General features: G+C 72.3%; 19 protein-coding genes. 8 read left to right on the top strand and 11 right to left on the bottom strand.

Translation table 11 applies throughout. From position 1 onward, the window contains the following. Positions 1-46 precede the first annotated feature (46 nt). Positions 47-685: a response regulator transcription factor gene (locus tag KBX46_RS17150; protein ID WP_088946276.1), complete on the top strand. Its 639-nt coding sequence runs from the start codon at positions 47-49 to the stop codon at positions 683-685. A 3-nt stretch (positions 686-688) separates the two neighbouring features. Here KBX46_RS17150 and KBX46_RS17145 read toward each other — a convergent pair whose 3' ends face one another. From KBX46_RS17145 to KBX46_RS17120, 6 genes are all read right to left on the bottom strand, one after another. Beyond that, entirely contained in the window at positions 689-2,317 is a 1,629-nt protein-coding gene (locus KBX46_RS17145; protein WP_247667708.1) for a GAF domain-containing sensor histidine kinase, read from the bottom strand. A gap of 225 nt (positions 2,318-2,542) precedes the next feature. Further along, complete coding sequence (locus KBX46_RS17140; protein WP_210793220.1) at positions 2,543-3,157, bottom strand: hypothetical protein; 615 nt, start codon at positions 3,155-3,157, stop codon at positions 2,543-2,545. Next, the gene (locus KBX46_RS17135; protein WP_210793219.1) at positions 3,154-4,539 is read right to left on the bottom strand and encodes a hypothetical protein; all 1,386 of its coding nucleotides are present in this window, start codon (positions 4,537-4,539) and stop codon (positions 3,154-3,156) included. Before KBX46_RS17135 ends, KBX46_RS17140 begins: the two co-directional genes overlap by 4 nt. Beyond that, on the bottom strand, positions 4,536-5,336 hold the full coding sequence (locus tag KBX46_RS17130; protein WP_210793284.1) for an ABC transporter ATP-binding protein: 801 nt from the start codon (positions 5,334-5,336) through the stop codon (positions 4,536-4,538). The genes KBX46_RS17135 and KBX46_RS17130 overlap by 4 nt, the downstream gene beginning before the upstream one ends. Positions 5,337-5,370: 34 nt before the next feature. Next, complete coding sequence (locus tag KBX46_RS17125; protein ID WP_210793218.1) at positions 5,371-6,168, bottom strand: zf-HC2 domain-containing protein; 798 nt, start codon at positions 6,166-6,168, stop codon at positions 5,371-5,373. Then, entirely contained in the window at positions 6,165-6,719 is a 555-nt protein-coding gene (locus KBX46_RS17120; RefSeq protein ID WP_197699583.1) for an RNA polymerase sigma factor, read from the bottom strand. The genes KBX46_RS17125 and KBX46_RS17120 overlap by 4 nt, the downstream gene beginning before the upstream one ends. Before the next feature lie 321 nt (positions 6,720-7,040). Between KBX46_RS17120 and KBX46_RS17115 the strand changes: the two genes are divergently transcribed. Then, positions 7,041-8,339 carry a multidrug effflux MFS transporter gene (locus KBX46_RS17115; RefSeq protein ID WP_370453072.1) on the top strand — a complete coding sequence of 433 codons (1,299 nt, stop codon included), beginning with the start codon at positions 7,041-7,043 and terminating at the stop codon, positions 8,337-8,339. 54 nt (positions 8,340-8,393) lie between these two features. Here KBX46_RS17115 and KBX46_RS17110 read toward each other — a convergent pair whose 3' ends face one another. After that, a complete protein-coding gene (locus tag KBX46_RS17110) occupies positions 8,394-9,065 on the bottom strand; it encodes a hypothetical protein (protein ID WP_210793217.1) in 672 nt (223 codons plus the stop codon). A gap of 23 nt (positions 9,066-9,088) precedes the next feature. On the opposite strand from KBX46_RS17110, the gene KBX46_RS17105 reads away from it, so the two are divergent. After that, positions 9,089-9,607, top strand: a complete 519-nt coding sequence (locus tag KBX46_RS17105) for an acyl-CoA thioesterase (RefSeq protein WP_088946282.1) — start codon at positions 9,089-9,091, stop codon at positions 9,605-9,607. Positions 9,608-9,749: 142 nt separating this feature from the next. Further along, the gene (locus tag KBX46_RS17100) at positions 9,750-11,759 is read left to right on the top strand and encodes an acetoacetate--CoA ligase (RefSeq protein ID WP_210793216.1); all 2,010 of its coding nucleotides are present in this window, start codon (positions 9,750-9,752) and stop codon (positions 11,757-11,759) included. Between the two features lie 25 nt (positions 11,760-11,784). Here KBX46_RS17100 and KBX46_RS17095 read toward each other — a convergent pair whose 3' ends face one another. Next, entirely contained in the window at positions 11,785-12,474 is a 690-nt protein-coding gene (locus tag KBX46_RS17095; RefSeq protein WP_210793215.1) for a TIGR03089 family protein, read from the bottom strand. A 152-nt stretch (positions 12,475-12,626) separates the two neighbouring features. On the opposite strand from KBX46_RS17095, the gene KBX46_RS17090 reads away from it, so the two are divergent. Then, complete coding sequence (locus tag KBX46_RS17090) at positions 12,627-13,772, top strand: glycosyltransferase family 1 protein (protein WP_088946285.1); 1,146 nt, start codon at positions 12,627-12,629, stop codon at positions 13,770-13,772. A gap of 63 nt (positions 13,773-13,835) precedes the next feature. Then, positions 13,836-14,927, top strand: coding sequence for a mannose-1-phosphate guanylyltransferase (locus KBX46_RS17085; protein ID WP_141907941.1), 1,092 nt, complete (start codon positions 13,836-13,838; stop codon positions 14,925-14,927). Here KBX46_RS17085 and KBX46_RS17080 read toward each other — a convergent pair. Continuing rightward, complete coding sequence (locus tag KBX46_RS17080; RefSeq protein WP_308159569.1) at positions 14,896-15,498, bottom strand: NUDIX domain-containing protein; 603 nt, start codon at positions 15,496-15,498, stop codon at positions 14,896-14,898. The two genes, KBX46_RS17085 and KBX46_RS17080, sit on opposite strands and share 32 nt — an antisense overlap. 54 nt (positions 15,499-15,552) lie before the next feature. Here KBX46_RS17080 and KBX46_RS17075 point away from each other — a divergent pair, with 54 nt between their 5' ends. Further along, positions 15,553-16,599, top strand: coding sequence for a hypothetical protein (locus tag KBX46_RS17075; protein WP_210793213.1), 1,047 nt, complete (start codon positions 15,553-15,555; stop codon positions 16,597-16,599). A 283-nt stretch (positions 16,600-16,882) separates the two neighbouring features. Then, positions 16,883-17,881 (top strand): winged helix-turn-helix domain-containing protein, encoded by a 999-nt coding sequence (locus KBX46_RS17070; RefSeq protein WP_210793212.1) that lies wholly within the window; start codon positions 16,883-16,885, stop codon positions 17,879-17,881. A 12-nt stretch (positions 17,882-17,893) separates the two neighbouring features. Here KBX46_RS17070 and KBX46_RS17065 read toward each other — a convergent pair whose 3' ends face one another. After that, the gene (locus KBX46_RS17065; protein ID WP_210793211.1) at positions 17,894-18,979 is read right to left on the bottom strand and encodes a coenzyme F420-0:L-glutamate ligase; all 1,086 of its coding nucleotides are present in this window, start codon (positions 18,977-18,979) and stop codon (positions 17,894-17,896) included. Beyond that, positions 18,976-19,923, bottom strand: a complete 948-nt coding sequence (cofD, locus tag KBX46_RS17060; protein WP_210793210.1) for a 2-phospho-L-lactate transferase — start codon at positions 19,921-19,923, stop codon at positions 18,976-18,978. Before cofD ends, KBX46_RS17065 begins: the two co-directional genes overlap by 4 nt. Positions 19,924-19,976 lie beyond the last annotated feature (53 nt).

Here is a 19,976-nt window from a genome sequence, read left to right as displayed (position 1 = left end):
ACCTTCGGCCCTGTGTCCACCGGAGCCGCACCTGTAGAAAGGGGAGATGATCCGTGTGTTCCTCCTCGACGACCACGAGGTCGTCCGCCGTGGTCTGACCGACCTGCTGCACGCCGCCGGCGACATCGAAGTGGTGGGTGAGTCAGGGTCGGCACGGGAGGCCACGGCGCGCATCCCGGCACTGCGGCCGGACGTGGCGATCCTCGACGCACGCTTGCCCGACGGCAGTGGCATCGACGTGTGCCGGGACGTACGCACCGTCGACTCGTCGATCCGGGGTCTGATCCTCACCTCGTACGAAGACGACGAGGCGCTGTTCGCGGCGATCATGGCGGGAGCTGACGGATATGTGCTCAAGCAGATCCGCGGCACCGACCTCGTCGACGGGGTCCGCCGGGTGGCGGCCGGCCAGTCGCTGCTCGACCCGGCGGTGACCCAGCGGGTGCTGGAGCGCATCCGCAACGGCGTCGAGCAGCCGCGCGAGCTGGAGATGTTGACCGAGCAGGAGCGCCGGATCCTGGGGTACGTCGCCGAGGGGCTGACCAACCGGGAAATCGCCGGAAAGATGTTCCTCGCTGAGAAGACCGTCAAGAACTACGTGTCGAGCCTGCTGGCGAAGCTGGGGCTGGAACGGCGTACGCAGGCTGCGGTGTTGGCCACCCGGCTCCTCCGCCCGCACCCCTGACCGTCAGTCGCCGAGCGGGACGCTCCAACACAGGCGCGTCCCGCGGGGTTCCGCTGGTTCCACAGCGAATTCACCACCCAGGCCGGCGGCACGCTCGCGCAGGTTGACCAGGCCGCCGCGGGCGGCGTCGGGGCTCGTGCCGACCCCGTCGTCGTCGACGGTGAGGGTGAGCCGTGGTCCGCTGACCTCGACCAGCACCTTGACCTGGCTCGCGTGCGCGTGTCGGATCGTGTTGGACAACGCTTCCCGGAGTACCGCGAGCAGGTCCGGGCGTACGGCGTCCGGCACGGCACTGTCGATCGGTCCGGAGATCTCTAGTGCCGGGCGGAACCTCAGTGACCTGGCGGCGGCGTCCACGGCGTCGCGGATCTCGGTCCGCAGGGCCGCGCTCATCGGGGTCCGTAGTTCGAAGATGGCTCGCCGGATGTCCCGGATCGTGGAGTCGAGCTCGTCGACTGCGGCGTTGATCCGCTGGCTGACCTCGGGCCGGGCGATCAGTGGCGCGCTGCTCTGCAACTGCAGCCCGGTGGCGAACAGCCGCTGGATCACCACGTCGTGCAGGTCACGGGCGATCCGCTCACGGTCCTCCAGGACGACGAGGAGTTCCCGTTCCTCCTGAGCCCGGGCGCGCTCCATGGCGAGGGCCGCCTGCGCGGCAAAGCTGGCCAGCAGTGGCACGTCGTCGTCGCTCTGCCGCACCTGACCGGCCGGGTACGCCACGACCAGGACGCCGTGCAGGGTCTCGCCCGCCGACAGCGGGGACACGACGGCCGGGCCGTCGGTGACCGGGGCGAGCCAGGGTGCCGCCTTGGCCAGACTCTCGACGACAGTGTGCCGGCGGTCCGTCACCGAGGCGGCGAAGGTGGTCTCGGCGGCCGGCAGCACCGTGCCGACCAGCGGGGGAGCCGCGCCGTCGATCGAGTCGACGACCTCGATGGTGAACTGGCCGGCCTCCTCGTCGTAGAGCAGGACCAGCACCAGTTCGGCGTCCGCGACCTCGCGGGCGTGGCGGGCGACGAGGCCCAGCGCGTCGGTGCGGCGGACCTCGCCCAGCAGCACACTGGTGATTTCGGCGGTGGCGGCCAGCCAACGCTCACGACGGTTGGCGACGGCGTACAGCCGGGCGTTCTCGATCGCGACGCCGGCGGCGGCCGCCAACGCGACGGCGATCTCTTCGTCATCCTCGGTGAACTCGGCGGCTCCCCGCTTCTCCGCGAGGTAGAGGTTGCCGAAGACCTGATCCCGGATGCGGATCGGAGCACCGAGGAAACTGTGCATCGGAGGATGGTTCGGTGGAAAACCGTATGACTGGGGATGCTTCGTGATGTCCGGCATCCGCACCGGCCGCGGGTCGGCGATCAGCAGGCCGAGCACACCTCGACCGTGCGGCAGGTCGCCGATCCGGGCGTGCAGTTCGGCGTCGATGCCGTGCGTGATGAACTCCGTCAGGAGCCGGTCCGGGCCGATCACACCGAGCGCGCCGTAGCGGGCGTCGAGCAGCTCACACGCGGCCTCGACGATGCGGCGCAATGTGGTGCGAAGATCGAGGTCGGAGCCGATCGCCACCACCGCGTCGAGCAGAGCACGCAGCCGCTCACGACTGGTGACGACCTCGCCGACCCGTACGAGCATCTCCTGCAACAACTCGTCCAGACGCACCCGGGACAGCGGGCTCAACCCCAGCAGAGGGACGTCGCGCTGGTCGTCCTCGGACCTGTGGCGCCCGTCGTCAGCAACGTGCGAGGCATCCATCCCCTGATGCTACGGGCAGCCGACGGACGCGACGTACCGCCGGTCAGGCCACCGGGCAACCGCCACCCGTGGTCCGGCGCGCCGGGCCACCGACGGGTTCGTCGTTCACCGGTCGGGGGCCGTCTCGGTGACGGGTCGCAGCGGGCCGCCCCGCAGCGCGTACGCCAGCAGGCCCGTCACCGCCAGCACGGTGGCGCAGATGGTGGCGGCGGTGGTGCCGGCGGGCTGGATGAGCCAACTGGCGACCTGCGTCCGCACGTCCCTGCTGGGGCCCATGACGGGCAGGACCGCGATGAGGGTCCAGATCAGCGGGGCGACCCACGACAGTGCGGCACCGACCAGGGCGGCGCCGAGGGCGGTCAGCCCGAGCAGGCCGGCGGTGTTGCGCAGCACGAGGGCGAGCGGCTCGTAACGCGCGTCGGTGAGCGTGCTGAGCGACAGCAGGGCGGTGATCGCGGCACCGGCGAGGAACAGATGCACGGCACGTCGCAGCGGCCAGTTGACCGACGCGGTGTGGTCGAGGGCGTCGTCCGCGCCGCTGAGGGTGGCGCCGAACGCGACCACCGCCAACATGATGGTGAGGCTCGCGGTGCGGGCGTTGATGGTGGTCGAGTCCGTGTAGACCAGCGACAACACCCAGGCCAGCGTGATCAGCGCCGCCGCGCTGCCGAGCGCGAGGGGGACGCGGCGCGACCGTAGGTGGAGCCGGAACCATCTCATGGCTTCTTCTCCGCCAGGATCGCCAGGAGGCCGTCGCTGCGACAGCCCATCGCCGCCGCGCGGGCCGCCGCCATCCGATCTCGCTGCTCGGCCTGCGGCAGGCTCACCAGCGCCTGGTAGGCGCTCCGCACCCGCTCGATGTCCGCCGGTTCCCACCATCGCTGCGGGGTTGGCGGCTGACCGCTCAGCCAGGCCGTGGCGACTGTCCGGGCCAGGAATTCGTCGGTCTCGGGCTGGTCGCCGCAGTCCTGCCGCCAGGCGGCCTCAAGCAGTGACGGCAGGAAGTAGCCGTCGGACAGGTCGGCGCGGCCGGCCGGGTCGATCGCGGGAGTGTCGAAGACGATCGTGTCGTCGGCGTGCCGGGTCGGTGTCGTGCTCGCGCCCAGTCGCCCCCAGTAGGCGATCTGTCGGGACTGCACCGCCCGGACGGGTGCGTTGGGCAGCTTCGCCGCCATAGTTCCGAGTGCCTGGCGGGCGGGGCCGACGACGTCGGGCAGCAACGCGGCGTGCGCCCGTGCCACGCAGACCTGCGGGCCGTCGTCGTCACAGACCAGCTCGATGGCGACCGGGTCGACGACCGCCGCCCCGCGCGTTCCGCCGACGGGCAGGAGCGGAACGGCGACCGCGCCGCCGAGCACCGCCGGAAGCACGGCGAACGCGATGGCGCGGCGGCGGACCGCGCCGAGCAGCAGCAGCCCGGTCGCGGCGAGGGACACCAGCCACAGCGTCTGGAGCACGCTGACCCGGGTCGCGATCGTCTGGAAGTCGTCCAGGCCGTTGAAGGTCGGTATGAGCAGCAGCGCCGACGGCTCCGGCCGGACCCTGGTGAAACTCGCGTCGGTGTGGGCCATCGTGACGAGGTCCGGGACCAACCCCACCAGGACGAAGCCGACCACGGCGAGGATGGGCGCGGTGACCACCCGGGGCACGGCGCGGCCGGCGGCCATGCCGAGCCAACCAGCGGCGACCAGCGCCGGGACGCCGACCGCGGCGACGACGATCGCGCTGGCCGGGAAGTATCCCGCCGTCGGCACCACCCATCCGGCCGCGATGAGGAACACCAGGACGTACGCGGTCGCCACCGCGACGGCCAGCGCGCTGGCGGTCGGGACGACGCGCTGCCAGCGCGGCCGGACGGTGCTGGCGAACAACTCGTTGACCCGGTAACGCGCGTCACGCTGACCCAGCCACGCTCCGCCGGCCAGCGCGAAGGGCAGCGACACCATGAGCATCGACCGCGAGAAGATCGCCAGTTGCATCCACCGCCCGACGAAGAACTGGGTGGACGTGAGCAGCAGCACCGTGCCGGCCACCAGCGACAGCAGGCCGATGCTCAGCGCCGCCGAACGGCGCAGCTCGATGCGAAGGATGCGCCCCGTCATGCCGACACCCGGCCCCGGTGGGCGCGCAGCAGCGACGAGTAACCGCGTTCGGTGGCGCTGTCACCGGCGTCGTCGGTGCCGCCCTGCTGGGCCAGTTCGCCGGCGCTGCCCTGCCACACCAGCCGACCCTCGCTGACCAGCACCACGTCGGTGCAGGCCACCGCGACGTCCTCGACCAGGTGGGTGGAGACGAGCACGCAGCTGTCCAGACCGATGTCGCGCAACAGCTCGCGGAAGTCGAGGCGCTGCTCGGGGTCCAGGCCGACCGTCGGCTCGTCGAGCAGCAGCACCTCCGGGTCGTTGACGATCGCCTGGGCGATGCCGGCGCGGCGCAGCATCCCGCCGGACAGCGTCTTCATCCGGGTGTCGGCGCGGTCGGCCAGGCCGACCCGTTCGATGGCCCGCTGCACCGCAGCGGGGATGACCGTCTTCGGCATCTCCTTGAGCCAGGCCAGATACTCGACGAACTCCCGGACCGTGAAGCGCGGGTAGAAACCGAAGTGCTGCGGCAGGTAACCCAGGCCACGTCGGACCCGGCGCAGGTCCGCGCCGGCGGTGACGTCCTCGCCGAGCAGGGTCAGTCGCCCGGCGGACGGTTTGACCACCGTGGCCAGGGCGCGCATCAACGTCGTCTTGCCGGCGCCGTTGGGGCCGAGCAGCCCGTGCACACCGGTGCCCAACGTCAGGTCCAGCTCGTTGACCGCCAGGTGTCGGCCGGCCCGGACCTGCAACTTCTCGGCGTGCACCGCCCACGGATGGGTCGACGGCCTGGTCTCCGCCACGCTGACCGTACGCATCATGAGGTCTCCATTCGGTCCTGGCTCGGTGTCGTCATCGGAAGGTCCTGGTGAGTTCCCGTGGCCGTCGTCGGGCCCGGACGAGCAGCACGGCCGTCAACACCACGGTGGTGACCGCCCACCCGGGCAGGCTGTTGCCCGTGAGGACGGTCGGGAGCTGCCCGCCGGCCAGGCTCGGCGCCACCACACCCGCGGACCAGGTGACCGCCAGCGCGAGCGCGGCCCGGTCGACGCCCACCACGGTGCCCAGCGCCAACGTCCCGGCGGTGAAGCCCAGCGCCGGCAGCAACCAGAGGCCGACGGAGTGCCCGGTGCCCCACCCGGCCACCGCCAGCACCGGTACGACCGCGATCAAGACCCCCAACGTGCGGCGCATCAGCAGCGGCAGGCCGGTGCGCGGAGTGGTGGCCGTCAGCTCCCAGGCCGGGTCGAGTCGCCGGCTCCAGACGGCGGCCACCGGCACCAGCGGCGCGACCGGCGCGATCAGCAGCACCAGCGACGGCAGGCTGGCGAAGGTCTTCTCGAACAGCACCGCGGCCAGCATCAGCCCGGCGGCGGTGGCCAGCCAGGGCAGGACCCGTGCGGCGACCCCGGTACGCCTGCGCCGCCGACGACGCACCGGGCCGGGGCCGGCGGTGATCCCGGCGGCGAGCTCGTCGGCCACCCGGTCCAGCAGGTCCCGGGTGCCCGGGTCGACGGCACCGGTCAGCACCGCCCGGCACTCGGCGCAGACCTCCAGGTGTGCCTCCACCGCCCAGACGGTCGCGTCGTCGACGCCGGCGCCGCCCGACGCGTACCGGGAGATGAGAGCGGGCGTGGGATGAGTGGTCATGACAGCGCCTCCCGGAGTGCGATGCGGGCTCGTCGCGCGCGGGTCTTCACGGTCCCTTCCGGCATGCCGAGCAGCAGCGACGTCTCCCGGGCGGTCAACCCGTCGAGGACCATCGCGCGGAGCACCTGGCGTAGCTCCGGGGGTAGCGCGTGCAGGGCCCGTTCGAGGTTGGCGTCCATCCCGCCGGCCAGTGCCTCGTCCTCGGCGGCCGGGGCCACGGTCTCGAAGGTCTGCACCGACGGGATCCGCTCGCGTCGGGCCCGGTGGCGGAACGCGTCGATCAACCGGTGTGCGGCGATCGTCCACAGCCAGCCGACGGCGCTGCCGGAGGTGGAGGACGACTGCGCCTGACTGCCGGCCGAGCGCCAGACCGCCAGGTACGTCTCCTGTAACACCTCGGCCACCATGTCCTCGTCCGCGCAGCGCCGACGCAGTCGGGTGGTCAGCCAGGGGGAGGTACGCCGGTACAGCGCGTCGAACGCGCGCCGGTCACCCCGGGCGACCCGGCGGAGCAGCTCGCCCTCGTCGAGTCCGTCCAGACTTCGTCTCACGTCAGGCAAGACGACGCGTACCCCCGCTCCGGTTCTGTCCTGGCTGTGGCCGTCGTCACAGTTCCGCCGTGTCCGTGCCCGACCGGCGCGGCGTGACACCCCACACACCGGGAACGTCGTTCGCCTGCGGGGCGTTGGCGAGCGAGAGAATCACCTTCGGGTGAGCGCCGCACCCGGCCACCCCCACCACGACCCCTGCCTCGTCACTTCCTCGCCTCCATGGGCGGGCACCCCGCACCGCGCCCGCCGAGATCTGTGGACGCGGTGACGCCCCAGCACCGCACGTGACGACGCACCCGCTTCCGCAGAGAGACCGAGATGATGAAGCAGTTGGTGGACAAGACCGGCCCCGGCACCAAGGTGGGAGACCCCACCGAGGAGGTCCTGCCCGGTGACCTGATGACCAACCGTCAACGGGCACAACTCGTCCTCGTGCTCGGTGCGTTGATCGCGATCGGGCCGTTGACCATCGACATGTACCTGCCGGCGCTGCCCGCCATCACCACCGGGCTGCAGACCACCGAGACCGCGGTTCAGTTGACCCTGACCGGCACGCTGGTCGGCCTCGCGTTGGGCCAGTTGCTGATCGGGCCGCTCTCCGACGTGGTCGGACGACGGGTGCCGCTGCTGGCCGGGCTGGTCGCGCACATCGTGGCCTCCGTGCTGTGCGTCTTCGCGCCCAACATCGAAGTGCTCGGCGCGCTGCGCGTACTCCAGGGTCTTGGCGTGGCGGCCGCCACAGTGGTCGCGACGGCCGTCGTCCGTGACCTGTTCAGCGGAGCCTCCTTCGCCCGGATCTTCTCCCGGCTGATGCTCGTCATGGGTCTGGCGCCCATCCTCGCGCCGACCCTGGGCAGCGGCCTGTTGAGCTGGACCGACTGGCGGGGCGTCTTCGCGGCGCTGGCGGTGCTGGGCGCGTTGCTGATCGTCGTGGCCGCGCTGAAGCTCCCGGAGACCCTTCCGGTGGCGCGTCGGCGACACGGAGGGATCGGCGCCACCATGCGCGACTACCGGGGGCTGCTCAACGACCGGGCGTTCGTCGGCCTGGTGCTGGTCGCCGGGCTGGCTATGGCGGCCCTGTTCGCGTACGTCTCCGGGTCGTCGTTCGTTCTCCAGCGGGAGTACGGCCTCGACGAGCAGGAGTTCGGCCTGGCCTTCGGGGCCGGCGCGGTGGGCCTGATCGCGGCCACCCAGTTCAACGTCCGGCTGCTGCGCCGCTTCACCCCGCAGCAGATCCTGGTCAGCGCTCTGATCGCCGGCACAGCGGCGGGGCTGCTGCTGGTCATGTTCGCCGCGACCGGCTTCGGTGGTCTGGGCACCCTGCTCGCGTCGCTGTGGCTCGTCCTGGCCGCCACCGGCCTGGCAATGCCGAACGCCCCGGCGCTGGCCATGAGCCGGCACAGCGAGGCCGCAGGCACCGCCGCTGCGCTGCTCGGCGCCGTGCAGTTCGGCATCGGTGCGTTGTCGGCGCCACTGGCGGGCCTGTTCGGCACCGGGAGCGTGCCGATGGCGGTCGTCATCGCCGGCGGCATGGCCGCCTCGCTGCTCGTCATGCTTTTCGTCGTGCCCCGCGCCAGCCTGGGCACTGTCGACCCGGACCTCGCGGTCGCGCTGCACTAGGGCTCGCCGCGGGCAGACAGCGGGCGGGCCGGGTGACCGGCCCGCCCGACGATTTCAGCGGATCTCGGTGGTGTCCTCGGGGCGCGACTGACCGCGCGGCGGGGCGGACCAGGGCGACTCGCCGCCCACCCGGCGCGGCAGCGGCTCGGTCGGTGTCGAATCGCCCGGGTAACCGAGAGTGAGGGGCGCGGTGTCGCGCTCAGCGGGCGTGGGAGACGGCCAGTCGGTCAATGTGAAGTCGTCGTTGCGGGGGCCTCCGTCGGGCACGGGGGTCGGCGTCGCGGCCGGCTCGGTCGCCGGGCGTGGCCACTGCCGCCACCGCTGCCCGCTGAAGGTCGCCATCAGCAGCAGCAGACCGATCACGAACAGCGTGCCGTTCTCCACCGGCAGACGCAGCGGCAACGGATCGCCGAGCATCTTCCACTCGTGCGGGATCGCGTCCCGCACCGCGAAGGGCGCCACGAACATTCCGACGTACGGCGTGACCAGCAGCAACCCGGCCGCCAGCGGGCCCAGCGGCGAGAAGCGCAGCGTGCCGACCAGGCCCAGCAGGACTCCGCCGACGGCGAGGTACACGGCCGGCTCGATCAGGTTCGCGGTGTTGAACGTGCCAGTCTCCACCCAGCGGTCGACTGTCCGGCTCGACCCGTCCTGCCCCAGTGTGACCAGCACCCAGGTGATGGGCGCCACCACCAGCCCGGCGAGGAAGCTCCAGAGATGTCGCATCCGCGCACCGTACCGTTTTCGACATGACTGAGCACCTCTCCGCCGCACCGATCGGCAAGCCGACGTCGTACTCGCGCGTCACGCTGAGCAAGATCATGACTGCCGTCGACGTGAACCTGTACGGCACCGTGCACGGTGGGGTTCTGATGAAGTTCGTCGACGACGTGGCGGGTGCCGCCGCGGCCCGGCACAGCGGCGGAACGGCCGTCACCGCGGCGATCGACGAGATCGTCTTCTCCGAGGCGGTCCGGGTCGGCGACCTCGTGCACGCCCACGCGCAGGTGAACTGGACCGGCCAGACCTCGATGGAGGTGGGCGTACGGGTGGTCGCCGAACGCTGGGACTCGGCCGAGGACGCGGCGGTTCGGGTGGCCACCGCGTACCTGGTGTTCGTCGGTGTGGACGTGGGCGGGGCGCCGCGGGTGGTCCGCCCGGTGCTGCCGGAGACGGCGGAGGACGAGCGCCGGTACAAGGAGGCGGAGATCCGCCGGGCCCACCGCCTCGCCCGCCGTCGCGCCATCCAGGCACACCGCGCGGGCTGACCCACATGAGGTGGGCGGGTGCAGTGTGGGGCGGGCACGCGTCGGTTGGCGCACCCGGTGCGCAGAATGGCGCTTCGAGGTAGGGCAAGATGGCGCCACGGCCCATTCACAATGTCGTGCCGGGCCAGGGGAGGGTGAAGCAGTGGGTGACATGCTGTGGGCGCCGCCGGCGGACGTACGCGAGCATTCCCGGATCGGCGGCTACCTGCGCTGGCTGCGGGAGCACCGCGGGCTGGACTTCGCCGACTACGACGCGTTGTGGCGCTGGTCGACCACCGATCTGGACGCGTTCTGGCGCTCGATCTGGGACCACTTCGAGGTGGTCGCGCATACCCCGCCGACCGCGACCCTGGCCGAGCGGGGGATGCCCGGCGCACGCTGGTTCCCCGGCGCCACGCTCAACTACGCCGAGAACGTGTTGCGGATGCCGGGGCGGCTCGACGACGACCCGGTGGTGATCGCACACGGGCAGACCCGAGCGCCCGTCACGCTGACCGCCGGGGAGTTGCGCGAGCAGGTCCGCCGGGTGTCGGCCGGGCTGCGCCGGCTCGGCGTCACCGCCGGTGACCGGGTGGCGGCGTACGCCCCGAACATCCCTGAGACGTACGTCCTGCTGCTGGCCACCGCCAGCCTGGGCGCGATCTTCTCGTCCTGCGCGCCCGAGTTCGGCACCCGCAGTGTCACCGACCGGTGGCAGCAGATCGAGCCGACGGTGCTGGTCGCCGTGGACGGCTACCGCTACGGCGACAAGCCGGTGGACCGCCGCGCCGAGGTCGCCGCGATCCGGGCGGCCCTGCCGTCGCTGCGGCACACCGTCAGCATCGGTTACCTCGACCCGACCGGCCCCGTGCCCGAGGGCGTGCTGGGCTGGGCCGAGCTGGCCGCGCCCACCGACGAGCCGTCGACGTTCACGCCGGTGCCGTTCGACCACCCGCTTTACGTGCTCTACTCCTCGGGCACCACCGGGTTGCCCAAGCCGATCGTGCACGGCCACGGCGGCATCCTGCTGGAACACCTGAAGATGCTCGCCCTGCACCACGACCTGGGCCCGGCCGACCGGTTCTTCTGGTTCACCACCACCGGCTGGATGATGTGGAACTTCCTGGTCTCCGGGCCGGCGGTGGGCGCGACCATCGTGCTCTTCGACGGCAACCCGGCGGTCCGGGCGGAGCCCGGCCGGCCGGCCGAGCCCGACCTGGGTGGGCTGTGGCGGCTGGCGGCGGAGACCGGCACCACGTACTTCGGCACCTCCGCGCCGTTCCTGCTGGCCTGCCGCAAGGCCGGGCTGGTGCCCCGGGACATCGCCGACCTGTCGGCGCTGCGCGGGGTGGGTTCCACCGGTGCGCCGCTGCCCGCCGAGGGCTTCGAATGGGTGTACGAGACGGTCGGCGACCGCCTCCAGCTCCAGTCGCTCTCCGGCGGCACCGACGTGTGCACCGGCTTCGTCGGCGGTGTGCCGCTGCTGCCGGTCTACGCCGGCGAGATCGCCTGCCGCGCGTTGGGCGCCAAGGTGGAGGCCCGTTCCGCCGACGGCACCCCGGTCATCGGCGAGCTGGGTGAGCTGGTCATCACCGAGCCGATGCCGAGCATGCCGGTGGGCTTCTGGAACGACCCGGACGGCACCCGCTACCGCGAGGCGTACTTCGACGTCTACCCGGGCGTCTGGCGGCACGGCGACTGGATCACCATCAACGAGCGGGGCGGCTGCGTGATCACCGGCCGCTCCGACGCCACGCTCAACCGCGGTGGGGTGCGGCTGGGCACCGCCGAGTTCTACTCGGTGGTCGAGGGGCTCGACGAGGTGCTCGACTCGGTCGTCGTGCACCTGGAGGACGACGAGGGTGGCGCCGGTGAGCTGCTGCTCTTCGTGGTGCTGGCCGAGGGTCTGGAGCTGGACGACCCGATGCGCGCGAGGATCTGTCGCGAACTGCGGACCGCGCTCTCACCCCGGCACGTGCCCGACGAGATCCACCAGGTGCGCTCGGTGCCCCGCACCCTGTCGGCGAAGAAGCTGGAGGTGCCGGTCAAGAAGATCCTCACCGGCGTCCCGGTCGACCAGGCCGCGGCCAAGGGCGCCCTGGCCAACCCCGAGTCCCTGACAGCCTTCGCCGCCCTGGCCCAACGCCGAGCAACAGACAACACGCACGCCTGACAGCCCGGCCCGCCGGGCGGGCAGGTTACGGGAGGGTTTGGGTTACCTTTTCGGTGGCTTCGCGGCTGGTCAGCCGGGCCGGGTCGAGGTTGGCGCAGAGGACCACGGTGGCCGCCCGGGTCAGGGGGGCCAGCAGCCAGTCGACCGGGTCGGGGTGGCGGCTGGCGTCGACCAGGACCCGCGCGCCGGGCTCGATGCCCAACTCCGCGGCACGGGCCTCGGCGCGGGTCAGCAGCCGCGCGTCGGCGGGGCCCGGACCGGGCTGCGGGGTGAAGTGGTCGCCGTGTCGGCGGACCTCCACCACGTAGTCGGCGAACCCGGGCGGCACCTGCCGCAGCGGGGCGGCGAGCGGGGCCAGCGCGAGGGCGTACCGCTCGTCGGCGGACCAGGACTGCGCCTCGTCGAGCTGGTCGGCGGCGGCGAAGAGCACGTCCACGTCACCCGGTGTGTCCACCACGTTCAACTTGGCCGACCAGCAACCCAGCAGCACCGCCGCGGTCTGCCAGTGCGGCGGCAGCAGCACACCGGCCGGGGTGCCCGCAGCGAGGCCGACCTCGTCGACGAGGAGATTGGCGGTCTTCGCCACCCAGTTCGCCAGAGTGGTGCCGGAAAGTTCGGTGCGGTCACCACTGGCATCGTCGTACCAGGTGAGCAGCGGTCTGGTCGGGTCGGTCGCGATCGCGTCGGCGAACACCCGGGCAATGTTGTCGGCCATCGGCGCGAACGATACGCCCCCGCCGGCCGTACTCGTTGACGATGACAAGTCGGCGTACCGTCGGGTCGCAGTCAGCGCCGCTGCCGCGCCCCGGCGTAGGCTTGACCCCCGGAGTGTTGTTCCCCACAGACGCCAGTGCAAGGAGTCGCCCCGTGACCGCCGGTCGCCCGCCCCGCGTGCTCATCGACGCCACGAGTGTCCCCGCCGACCGTGGTGGTGTCGGTCGATACGTCGACGGTCTGCTCGGAGCCCTCGGCAAGGTGTGCGGGTCGGGGGTGGACCTGGCGGTGGTCAGTCTTCGCACCGACCTGGAGCGTTACACCCGGATGCTGCCCGGCGCGGAGATCATCCCCGCTCCGGCCGCCGTGGCGCACCGCCCGGCCCGGCTCGCGTGGGAGCAGACCGGCCTGCCGCTGCTCGCGCAGCAGGTGGGCGCGCACGTGCTGCACTCGCCCTTCTACACCTGCCCGCTGCGGGCCGGGTGCCCGGTCACGGTCACCGTGCACGACGCGACGTTCTTCACCGAGCCGGAGCATTACGACAAGTCCCGCCGCACGTTCTTCCGCAGTGCCATCAAGACCTCGCTGCGCCGCGCCAACCGGGTGATCGTGCCCAGCAAGGCCACGCGGGACGAGCTGATCCGGCTGCTCGACGCCGACCCGACACGCATCGACGTGGCCTACCACGGTGTCGACCAGGCTGCCTTCCACGCGCCCACCGAGGAGGAGAAGGCCCGTGTGCGGGCCCGGCTGGGGCTGGGCAACAGCAGCTACGTCGCCTTCCTCGGGGCCAAGGAGCCACGGAAGAACGTCCCCAACCTGATCCGTGGTTGGGCGCACGCGGTGGCCGACCGCGTCGACCCGCCGGCCCTGGTGATCGCCGGTGGTCAGGGGCACGACGACGACATCGACCGCGCTGTCGCCGAGGTCCCCTCGCACCTGCGCCTGCTGCGCCCCGGCTACCTGCGCTACGGCGACCTGCCCGGCTTCCTCGGTGGCGCGTTGGTCGCCGCCTACCCGTCCTACGGCGAGGGTTTCGGGCTGCCGATCCTGGAGGCGATGGCGTGCGCCGCCCCGGTGCTGACCACGCCTCGGCTCTCGCTGCCCGAGGTGGGCGGCGACGCGGTCGCCTACACCTCCGAGGACCCGGAGCAGATCGCCACCGACCTGGCCGCGCTTCTCGACGACGAGCAGCGGCGGTTGTCGCTGGCGAAGGCGGGGTTCGACCGGGCGAAGGAGTTCACCTGGGAGTCCAGCGCCGAGGTGCACATCGCCGCCTGGAGTCGCGCCAGTTCCTGACCCTCCGGAGCCCGGCTGGTGACCCATGCCACTCCCGGCAGGCACGTCGGGCATGATGTGCGGATGCTTTATGCGGTCATTCCAGCAGGTGGCAGCGGCACGCGGTTGTGGCCGTTGTCCCGCGCCGGCCACCCCAAGTTCCTCCACCCGCTCACCGGCACCAGCGCCTCGCTGCTCCAGGCGACAGTGGAACGGCTCGCCCCGCTGACCACACCGGATCGGACCCTTGTGGTCACCGGTGCCGCGCACGTCGCGGCGGTGGCTCGGCAACTGACCGGTCTGCCGGAGGAGAACATCCTGGTCGAGCCCTCCCCCCGGGATTCCTGCGCGGCGATCGCGTTGGCCGCTGCCGTGATCGCGATACGCGACCCGGACGCGGTGATGGGCAGCTTCGCGGCCGACCACCTGATCCGCGACCCGGAGAGCTGGGTCCGCACTGTCCAGGAGGCGGTTCGCGGGGCCGAGCAGGGCATGCTGATGACCGTCGGGATCACCCCCACGCGGGCGGAGACCGGCTACGGCTACCTGGAGACCGGCGACCCGACCGAGGGCACGCCGTGGCGGCCGGTGGCCGAGTTCAAGGAGAAGCCGGGCGCCGAGGTCGCCGAGGCGTACGTCCGTTCGGGCCGGTACCTCTGGAACGCGAGCATGTTCGTGTGGCGGGTGGACGTCTTCCTCGCCGAGCTGGCCCGCCAACAGCCGGCGCTGCACGCCGGTGTGGCAGCGATCGCCGCCGCCTGGGGCACCCCGGAGCAGGACGAGGTCCTCGGTGCGATCTGGCCGACCCTGCCGAAGATCTCCGTGGACTATGCGGTGATGGAGGGCGCGGCCACGGCGGGTCGCGTCGCGACAGTGCCGGGCGACTTCGGCTGGAACGACGTCGGCGACTTCCACACCCTCGGCGAGGTGCTGCCGACCGACGACGCGGGCAACGTGGTGCTCGGCACCGACGCCAAGCCGGGTGTGCTGCTGCGCGACAGCGCCAACATGGTGGTCGTGCCGCAGTCGGGGCGGTTGGTGGCCGTCCTCGGGTTGCGCGACCTCATCGTCGTGGACACCCCGGACGCGGTCATGGTCTGCCCCCGCGACCGGGCCCAGGACGTCAAGGCCCTGGTCGACGAGCTCAAGGCGCGAGGCGAAGAGGGCTACGTCTGAGGGCTGCGAGGGCCGGCGCGACCATTTGCGCGGTCCCGCCGGCCAGCGGCTCGGGCAGTTGGTCCAGCGGGAACCAGCCCAGCTCCTCGGCCTCGTCGCTGACCTGCTCCACGGCCGCGGGCGGGGCCAGCACGGCGAACCGGACGTCGTGGTGCAGTGACCCGCCCTGACACTGCACCTGGTGCACGTCCACGTCGATCGGCACCGGGTCGATGCGCAGGCCGGCGATCCCGGACTCCTCGGTGGCCTCGCGGAGCGCGGCGGCGACCAGGGTCTGGTCGGTCGGCTCACAGTGCCCGCCGAGCTGCACCCAAAGCCCGAACTTGACGTGCAGGCAGAGCAGCACCCGCGAGCCGGTGGCGTCCAGGACCAGTGCGCTCGCGGTGACGTGCCCGGGTCGGTGCTGCCGACTCATCGCAATCGGGCCGGCGCCGAGCAGGCGGAGGGTCCGGTCCCGCGCTACTGCCGCGTCCGGGCTGGTGGGCTGCCAGCCTTCGAGAAGCGCGGTGGCGTCGGCGTGCAGCGTCGCGTACGTCTCGGGGTCGGTCGGGTGGGCGGTCGGTCCGGTGATCGCGGTGTCGGGCACCCCGTCACTGTACGAGCGGGTGCTTCGTACGCTGGCCCGGTGACCCTGCGACTCGTCGAATTCGTGGTGGCCGGCAACGAGGCCAGTGATCTCCTGCCGGTGCGGTCGGCGGCCCTGCTGCGCGCGTACGGCGCCCGGCGGGGCTTCTGGACCGTGCTGGACGAGGGGCCGGTGGAGCGCTGCCTCGCCCTGCTGCTGGAGCTGGACGACGGCGAGTGGACGGCCCGGCACGTGCTGGCGGACGCCGGTGCGGAGAACGGGCGGACCGAGGACGGTGAGGCGCTCGCCCACCACGACGGCTGGGTGTACGTCTTCGGCTCCCACTTCGGCTCGAAGGGTGGCCCGCTGCGCCCCCGACGTGCCTTCGTGGCCCGGTTCCGCGAGGACGACGCTGCGGCCGGGCCGATCCCGGTGCACGTGGTGCGCAACTCGTTCCGGCTGCACCGGGCGGTGAACGACGCCCTGGCCGGGTCGCCGCTGGTCCTGTTGCCTCCGGGGGAACGGGTGCGGGCCCGGTTCATCGTGGAAACCCTGGCCAGGGGGACCGCCCGGGAGAAGAGCTGGGTGAGCCGCCTCACCCCGGACGACCTGCCGTTGAACGTGGAGGCGGCGGCCTTCACCCCGGCCGGGACGGTGCTGCTCGGTCTGCGTTTCCCGGTCACCGAGGCCGGTGAGCCGATCCTGGTCGAGGTGGCCGACGTGCCGGGCATGTTCACGGCGGAGCCTTCGTGGCCACGGGCGTTGCGCACGTACGTGTTGACCGGGGTCACCCCGCCCGGGGAGCTGACCGGCTTCCGGGCGATCACCCCGACGGCGGACGGCGCGTACGCGGCCGTGATCGGCTCGATCGACGCGCTGGGCAAGGGATCGGTGCTGCTCGATGACCACCCCGGTGGGGGTGACGTCACCTCCCGACACGTCCGCTTCCGTCTCCCGGACGGTGGGTCGGACGACGCGTGCCGGCTCGGCGGGGAGCTGGTGGCGGACCTGGCGCCGTTCCACCACGTCGAGGGGGTGGCCGAGCTGGACGGGCGGCCGTTCTACGTCACGGACGAGGACCACCGGGTCGCGCTCTGGGTCGGCTGAGCGGGATGATGCGGGGGCGGGATGACCGGACGGCACCTCTGCGGAGCAAGGGCCGCAGACCCTCGTGGTGCCGCCCGATCACCGGGGCCTCCCCATGGCCCGGCGCCCTGGCGCCGGGAGCGTCGAGGACGCGCCGGCACCTGTTCGGGCACTGAGAGCATGCCGAACCCGCCCCGTTGACGTCGAGGTTTTTCATCCCAGGCTTAAAGATGGAGATTAGTGCCGTCCAGGTAGAGTCGAACGGTCATCCGGCATCCCCCTGCCGGGGACTCAGGAGTGCTCCATGCTGAAGATCCACTTTTCTGGGGAGGACATCCTCCGGACCCGGTTGGCGCCGGCTGCGGACCCGATCTGGGAGCTGGTCCTCAGCCTGCACGTGCTGCAGGGCCGCAACCGCGACCCGTTGACGGCCAACTGGCGGCGCACCGTGTCCCAGGCGTTGCGTCAGGACGTCGCCTCCGAGCAGCTCCGGTTGCTGTTCGCGCTGAACCCGCCACGCGGCTACTTCCCGGACTTCCTCACCCCGTACGACAGCGTCGACGGCTTCGAGGCCGGGCTGGACGCGCTCCGCCGCACCCCCACCGAGCTGTTGCACCGGGACCTGAGCGTGCTGGCCACCGAGACCCAGCTGCCCTCCTCGGCCGCCGCGCTGGCCCGGGGCGAGGTGGCGGTGCTGCACCACCTCGCCGAGTCGATGGAGCAGTACCGATCGCTGGCGATCAACCCGTACTGGAGCAGGATCCAGGCCGCGGTGGCGGCGGACCGGGCCCGCCGCGCGCGGGCACTGCTCGACGGCGGTGTCGAGGGCCTGCTCACCAGCCTCCGGCCGGCCATGCGCTGGGAGGACAGGGTGCTCGAGGTCCGCCACTACCCGCACAGCCGGGAGATGCACCTCGACGGCCGAGGGCTGCTGCTGGTGCCGTCGTTCTTCTGCGCGAGCACGCCGGTCGCACTGCTCGACCCGGCGCTGCCACCGGTGCTGGTCTACCCGGTCGACCGGCTGGGCGGGCTGGCACCGGCCGACCGCGCCGCGGCGATCCCGTCGGGTGCTCCCCGCGACTCGCTCGCCGCGCTGCTCGGCCGCACCAGGGCGGCGGTGTTGCAGGCCACCGACGAGGGCTCCACCACCGGCGAGGTCGCCCGTCAGCTCAACATCTCACCGGCGGCAGCGAGCCAGCACGCTACGGTGCTGCGCAACGCTGGCCTGCTGGTCAGCCACCGGGAGCGCAACAGCGTGCTGCACACGCTGACGCCGCTCGGCCGGGCCATGCTGGACGCCTGACCCGGCCGTCTCTCACAGCGCGAGCGCGGCGCTCGCCGGGCTGCCCGGCGGTGGCGGCAACAGGGTCGACCCGACACCCTCGGCGGCCAGGGCGACGCGCAGTCGGTGCAGGTCGGCGCCGAAGCGGACGAGGCCGATCGGCTCGACGGGCGTCGGGGCCGAGCCCAGCACCAGGGCGGCGCCCTCCGGCCAGCCCGGCATCTCGGCGACCAGACCGGCGCGTACCTCCGCCTCGTCGACCAGGGTGAAGACCGTGCCGGGGGCGACGACCTCGGCGACCGCGTCGATCGCCCGCTGCACCGCGGTCACGTCGGCCGGCGTCGAGCCGAGAGCGTCGGTCAGGGTGGCGGCGTCGGTGAGCCCGGCGGCACGGGCCTCGGCGGTGCCGAGCGAGAAGAGGTCCTGCGCGGCGTCGCGGATCAGCGCCCGCGCACCACCGGCGTCATCCGGGGTGGTCGTGGAGAGGTAGCCACGGACCACCGCGACCGGGACCTGGTCACACTTGCCCTTGATCAGCTCGCCGGCGCCCGCCAGCTCGTCCACCACGGCCATCTGGGTCAACTGCAACTCGTTGCCGTACGGGTCCACCTCGCCACGGTGGTCCCGGATGGCTGGCATTCCGGCCACCCCGAGCGCCACGTCGGTGAGCCCGTTGCGCCAGGGCCGGCCCATGGTGTCGCTGATGATCACGGCCAGATCCAGGTCGTAGCGCTCCCGCAGCGCCTCGCGCAGAGCCCGCGCCGACGCGTCCGGATCGACAGGCAGCAGCACCAGCTGGGTCTTGTCCACGTTCGACGCGTCGATCCCCGCGGACGCCATCACGAAGCCGTGATGGGTCTGCACGATCCGGGTCGGCCCCCGGCTGGCGACCACCCGGGCGGTCTCACCGGCCAGGACCTCGTCCCGCGCGGTCAGCCGCTCCGGACCGTCCGCCGGGACGTCCACCAGCCGCCCCTCCGCCTTGGAGACGATCTTGCTGGTCACCACCAGGACGTCGCCGTTGCGCAGCCACGGCGCCGCTGTCGCGATCACCGCCGCCAGATCGTCACCCTCGGTCACGTGGCCGATGCCGAGCACCGGCAGGATTTCCAGCCTCACGTCAACTCCACCGCGGCGCGGACCATGGCCGCAGTCGCCGCCTCGTCGGTCATCCGCAGCGGCACCGCGCGGACCGTCACCCCGGGCACCACCGCGCCGGCGTCCTCCTCGGCCACCAGCCACCCGTCCAGCAGGCCGCCGTCCGGCCGGCCTCCGTACAGGCGGCCCACTCCGGCGGCGCTGCACTCGACACCGAGCACGGCGAGGCAGCGGTCGGCCATGCCCCGCACCGGAGCGCCGCCGATGATCGGTGAGACACCCACCACCGGCGCCGGACTGTCAGCCACCGCCGCACGCAGCCCCGGCACGGCCAGCACCGGCGCGACGCTCACCACAGGGTTGCTGGGCGCGACCAGCACCAGATCGGCCGAGCCGATCGCCTCCAACACGCCGGGAGCCGGCTTCGCCGCCTCCGCGCCGACGAACACGAAGCGCTGAGTGTCGATGTCGGCGCGGTACCGCACCCACCACTCCTGGAAGTGGATCGCCCGCTGGCCCTGCTCGTCCTCGACCACCGCGTGGGTCTCCAGACGGTCGTCCGTCGCCGGCAGCAGACGTACGCCCGGCTCCCAACGGGTGGACAGCGCCTCGGTGACGGCGCTCAACGGGTAGCCGCCGTTGAGCATGCTGGAACGCACCAGGTGGGTGGCGATGTCCTTGTCGCCAAGGCCGAACCACGTCGGCTGCGCCCCGTACGCGGCCAGCTCCTCCTTGACCGTCCAGCTCTCGCCGACCCGACCCCAGCCCCGCTCCGGGTCGGCCCCGCCGCCGAGCGTGTACATGACGCTGTCCAGGTCGGGACAGATCTTCAACCCGTGCAGCCACAGGTCGTCGCCGACGTTGACCACGGCGGTCACCTCCGCGCCGACCTCCCGGGCGTACGCCCGGACGCCGAGCAGGAACCGGGCGCCGCCAATGCCGCCGGCCAGAACCACGATGCGCATGTCGACCATCCTCGCGCACGTGACGCCTCCGGTCCGCCGGTGGCCCTAGAGAC

Origin of the sequence: Micromonospora sp. C81 (assembly GCF_018070425.1) — a bacterium.
GTDB classification, from domain to species: domain Bacteria; phylum Actinomycetota; class Actinomycetes; order Mycobacteriales; family Micromonosporaceae; genus Micromonospora; species Micromonospora zamorensis.
This window is presented reverse-complemented; position numbering and strand designations above follow the sequence as displayed.

Coding starts and splice junctions, on each gene's coding strand:
- KBX46_RS17145 (WP_247667708.1), bottom strand. CDS start 2,317: ATGCTCGTACGGGTCGGCGAGGTCGTCACCAGTCGTGAGCGGCTGCGT.
- cofD (WP_210793210.1), bottom strand. CDS start 19,923: ATGCGCATCGTGGTTCTGGCCGGCGGCATTGGCGGCGCCCGGTTCCTG.
- KBX46_RS17095 (WP_210793215.1), bottom strand. CDS start 12,474: ATGGCCGACAACATTGCCCGGGTGTTCGCCGACGCGATCGCGACCGAC.
- KBX46_RS17130 (WP_210793284.1), bottom strand. CDS start 5,336: ATGCGTACGGTCAGCGTGGCGGAGACCAGGCCGTCGACCCATCCGTGG.
- KBX46_RS17150 (WP_088946276.1), top strand. CDS start 47: ATGATCCGTGTGTTCCTCCTCGACGACCACGAGGTCGTCCGCCGTGGT.
- KBX46_RS17125 (WP_210793218.1), bottom strand. CDS start 6,168: ATGACCACTCATCCCACGCCCGCTCTCATCTCCCGGTACGCGTCGGGC.
- KBX46_RS17140 (WP_210793220.1), bottom strand. CDS start 3,157: ATGAGATGGTTCCGGCTCCACCTACGGTCGCGCCGCGTCCCCCTCGCG.
- KBX46_RS17115 (WP_370453072.1), top strand. CDS start 7,041: ATGAAGCAGTTGGTGGACAAGACCGGCCCCGGCACCAAGGTGGGAGAC.
- KBX46_RS17135 (WP_210793219.1), bottom strand. CDS start 4,539: ATGACGGGGCGCATCCTTCGCATCGAGCTGCGCCGTTCGGCGGCGCTG.
- KBX46_RS17110 (WP_210793217.1), bottom strand. CDS start 9,065: ATGCGACATCTCTGGAGCTTCCTCGCCGGGCTGGTGGTGGCGCCCATC.
- KBX46_RS17085 (WP_141907941.1), top strand. CDS start 13,836: ATGCTTTATGCGGTCATTCCAGCAGGTGGCAGCGGCACGCGGTTGTGG.
- KBX46_RS17105 (WP_088946282.1), top strand. CDS start 9,089: ATGACTGAGCACCTCTCCGCCGCACCGATCGGCAAGCCGACGTCGTAC.
- KBX46_RS17070 (WP_210793212.1), top strand. CDS start 16,883: ATGCTGAAGATCCACTTTTCTGGGGAGGACATCCTCCGGACCCGGTTG.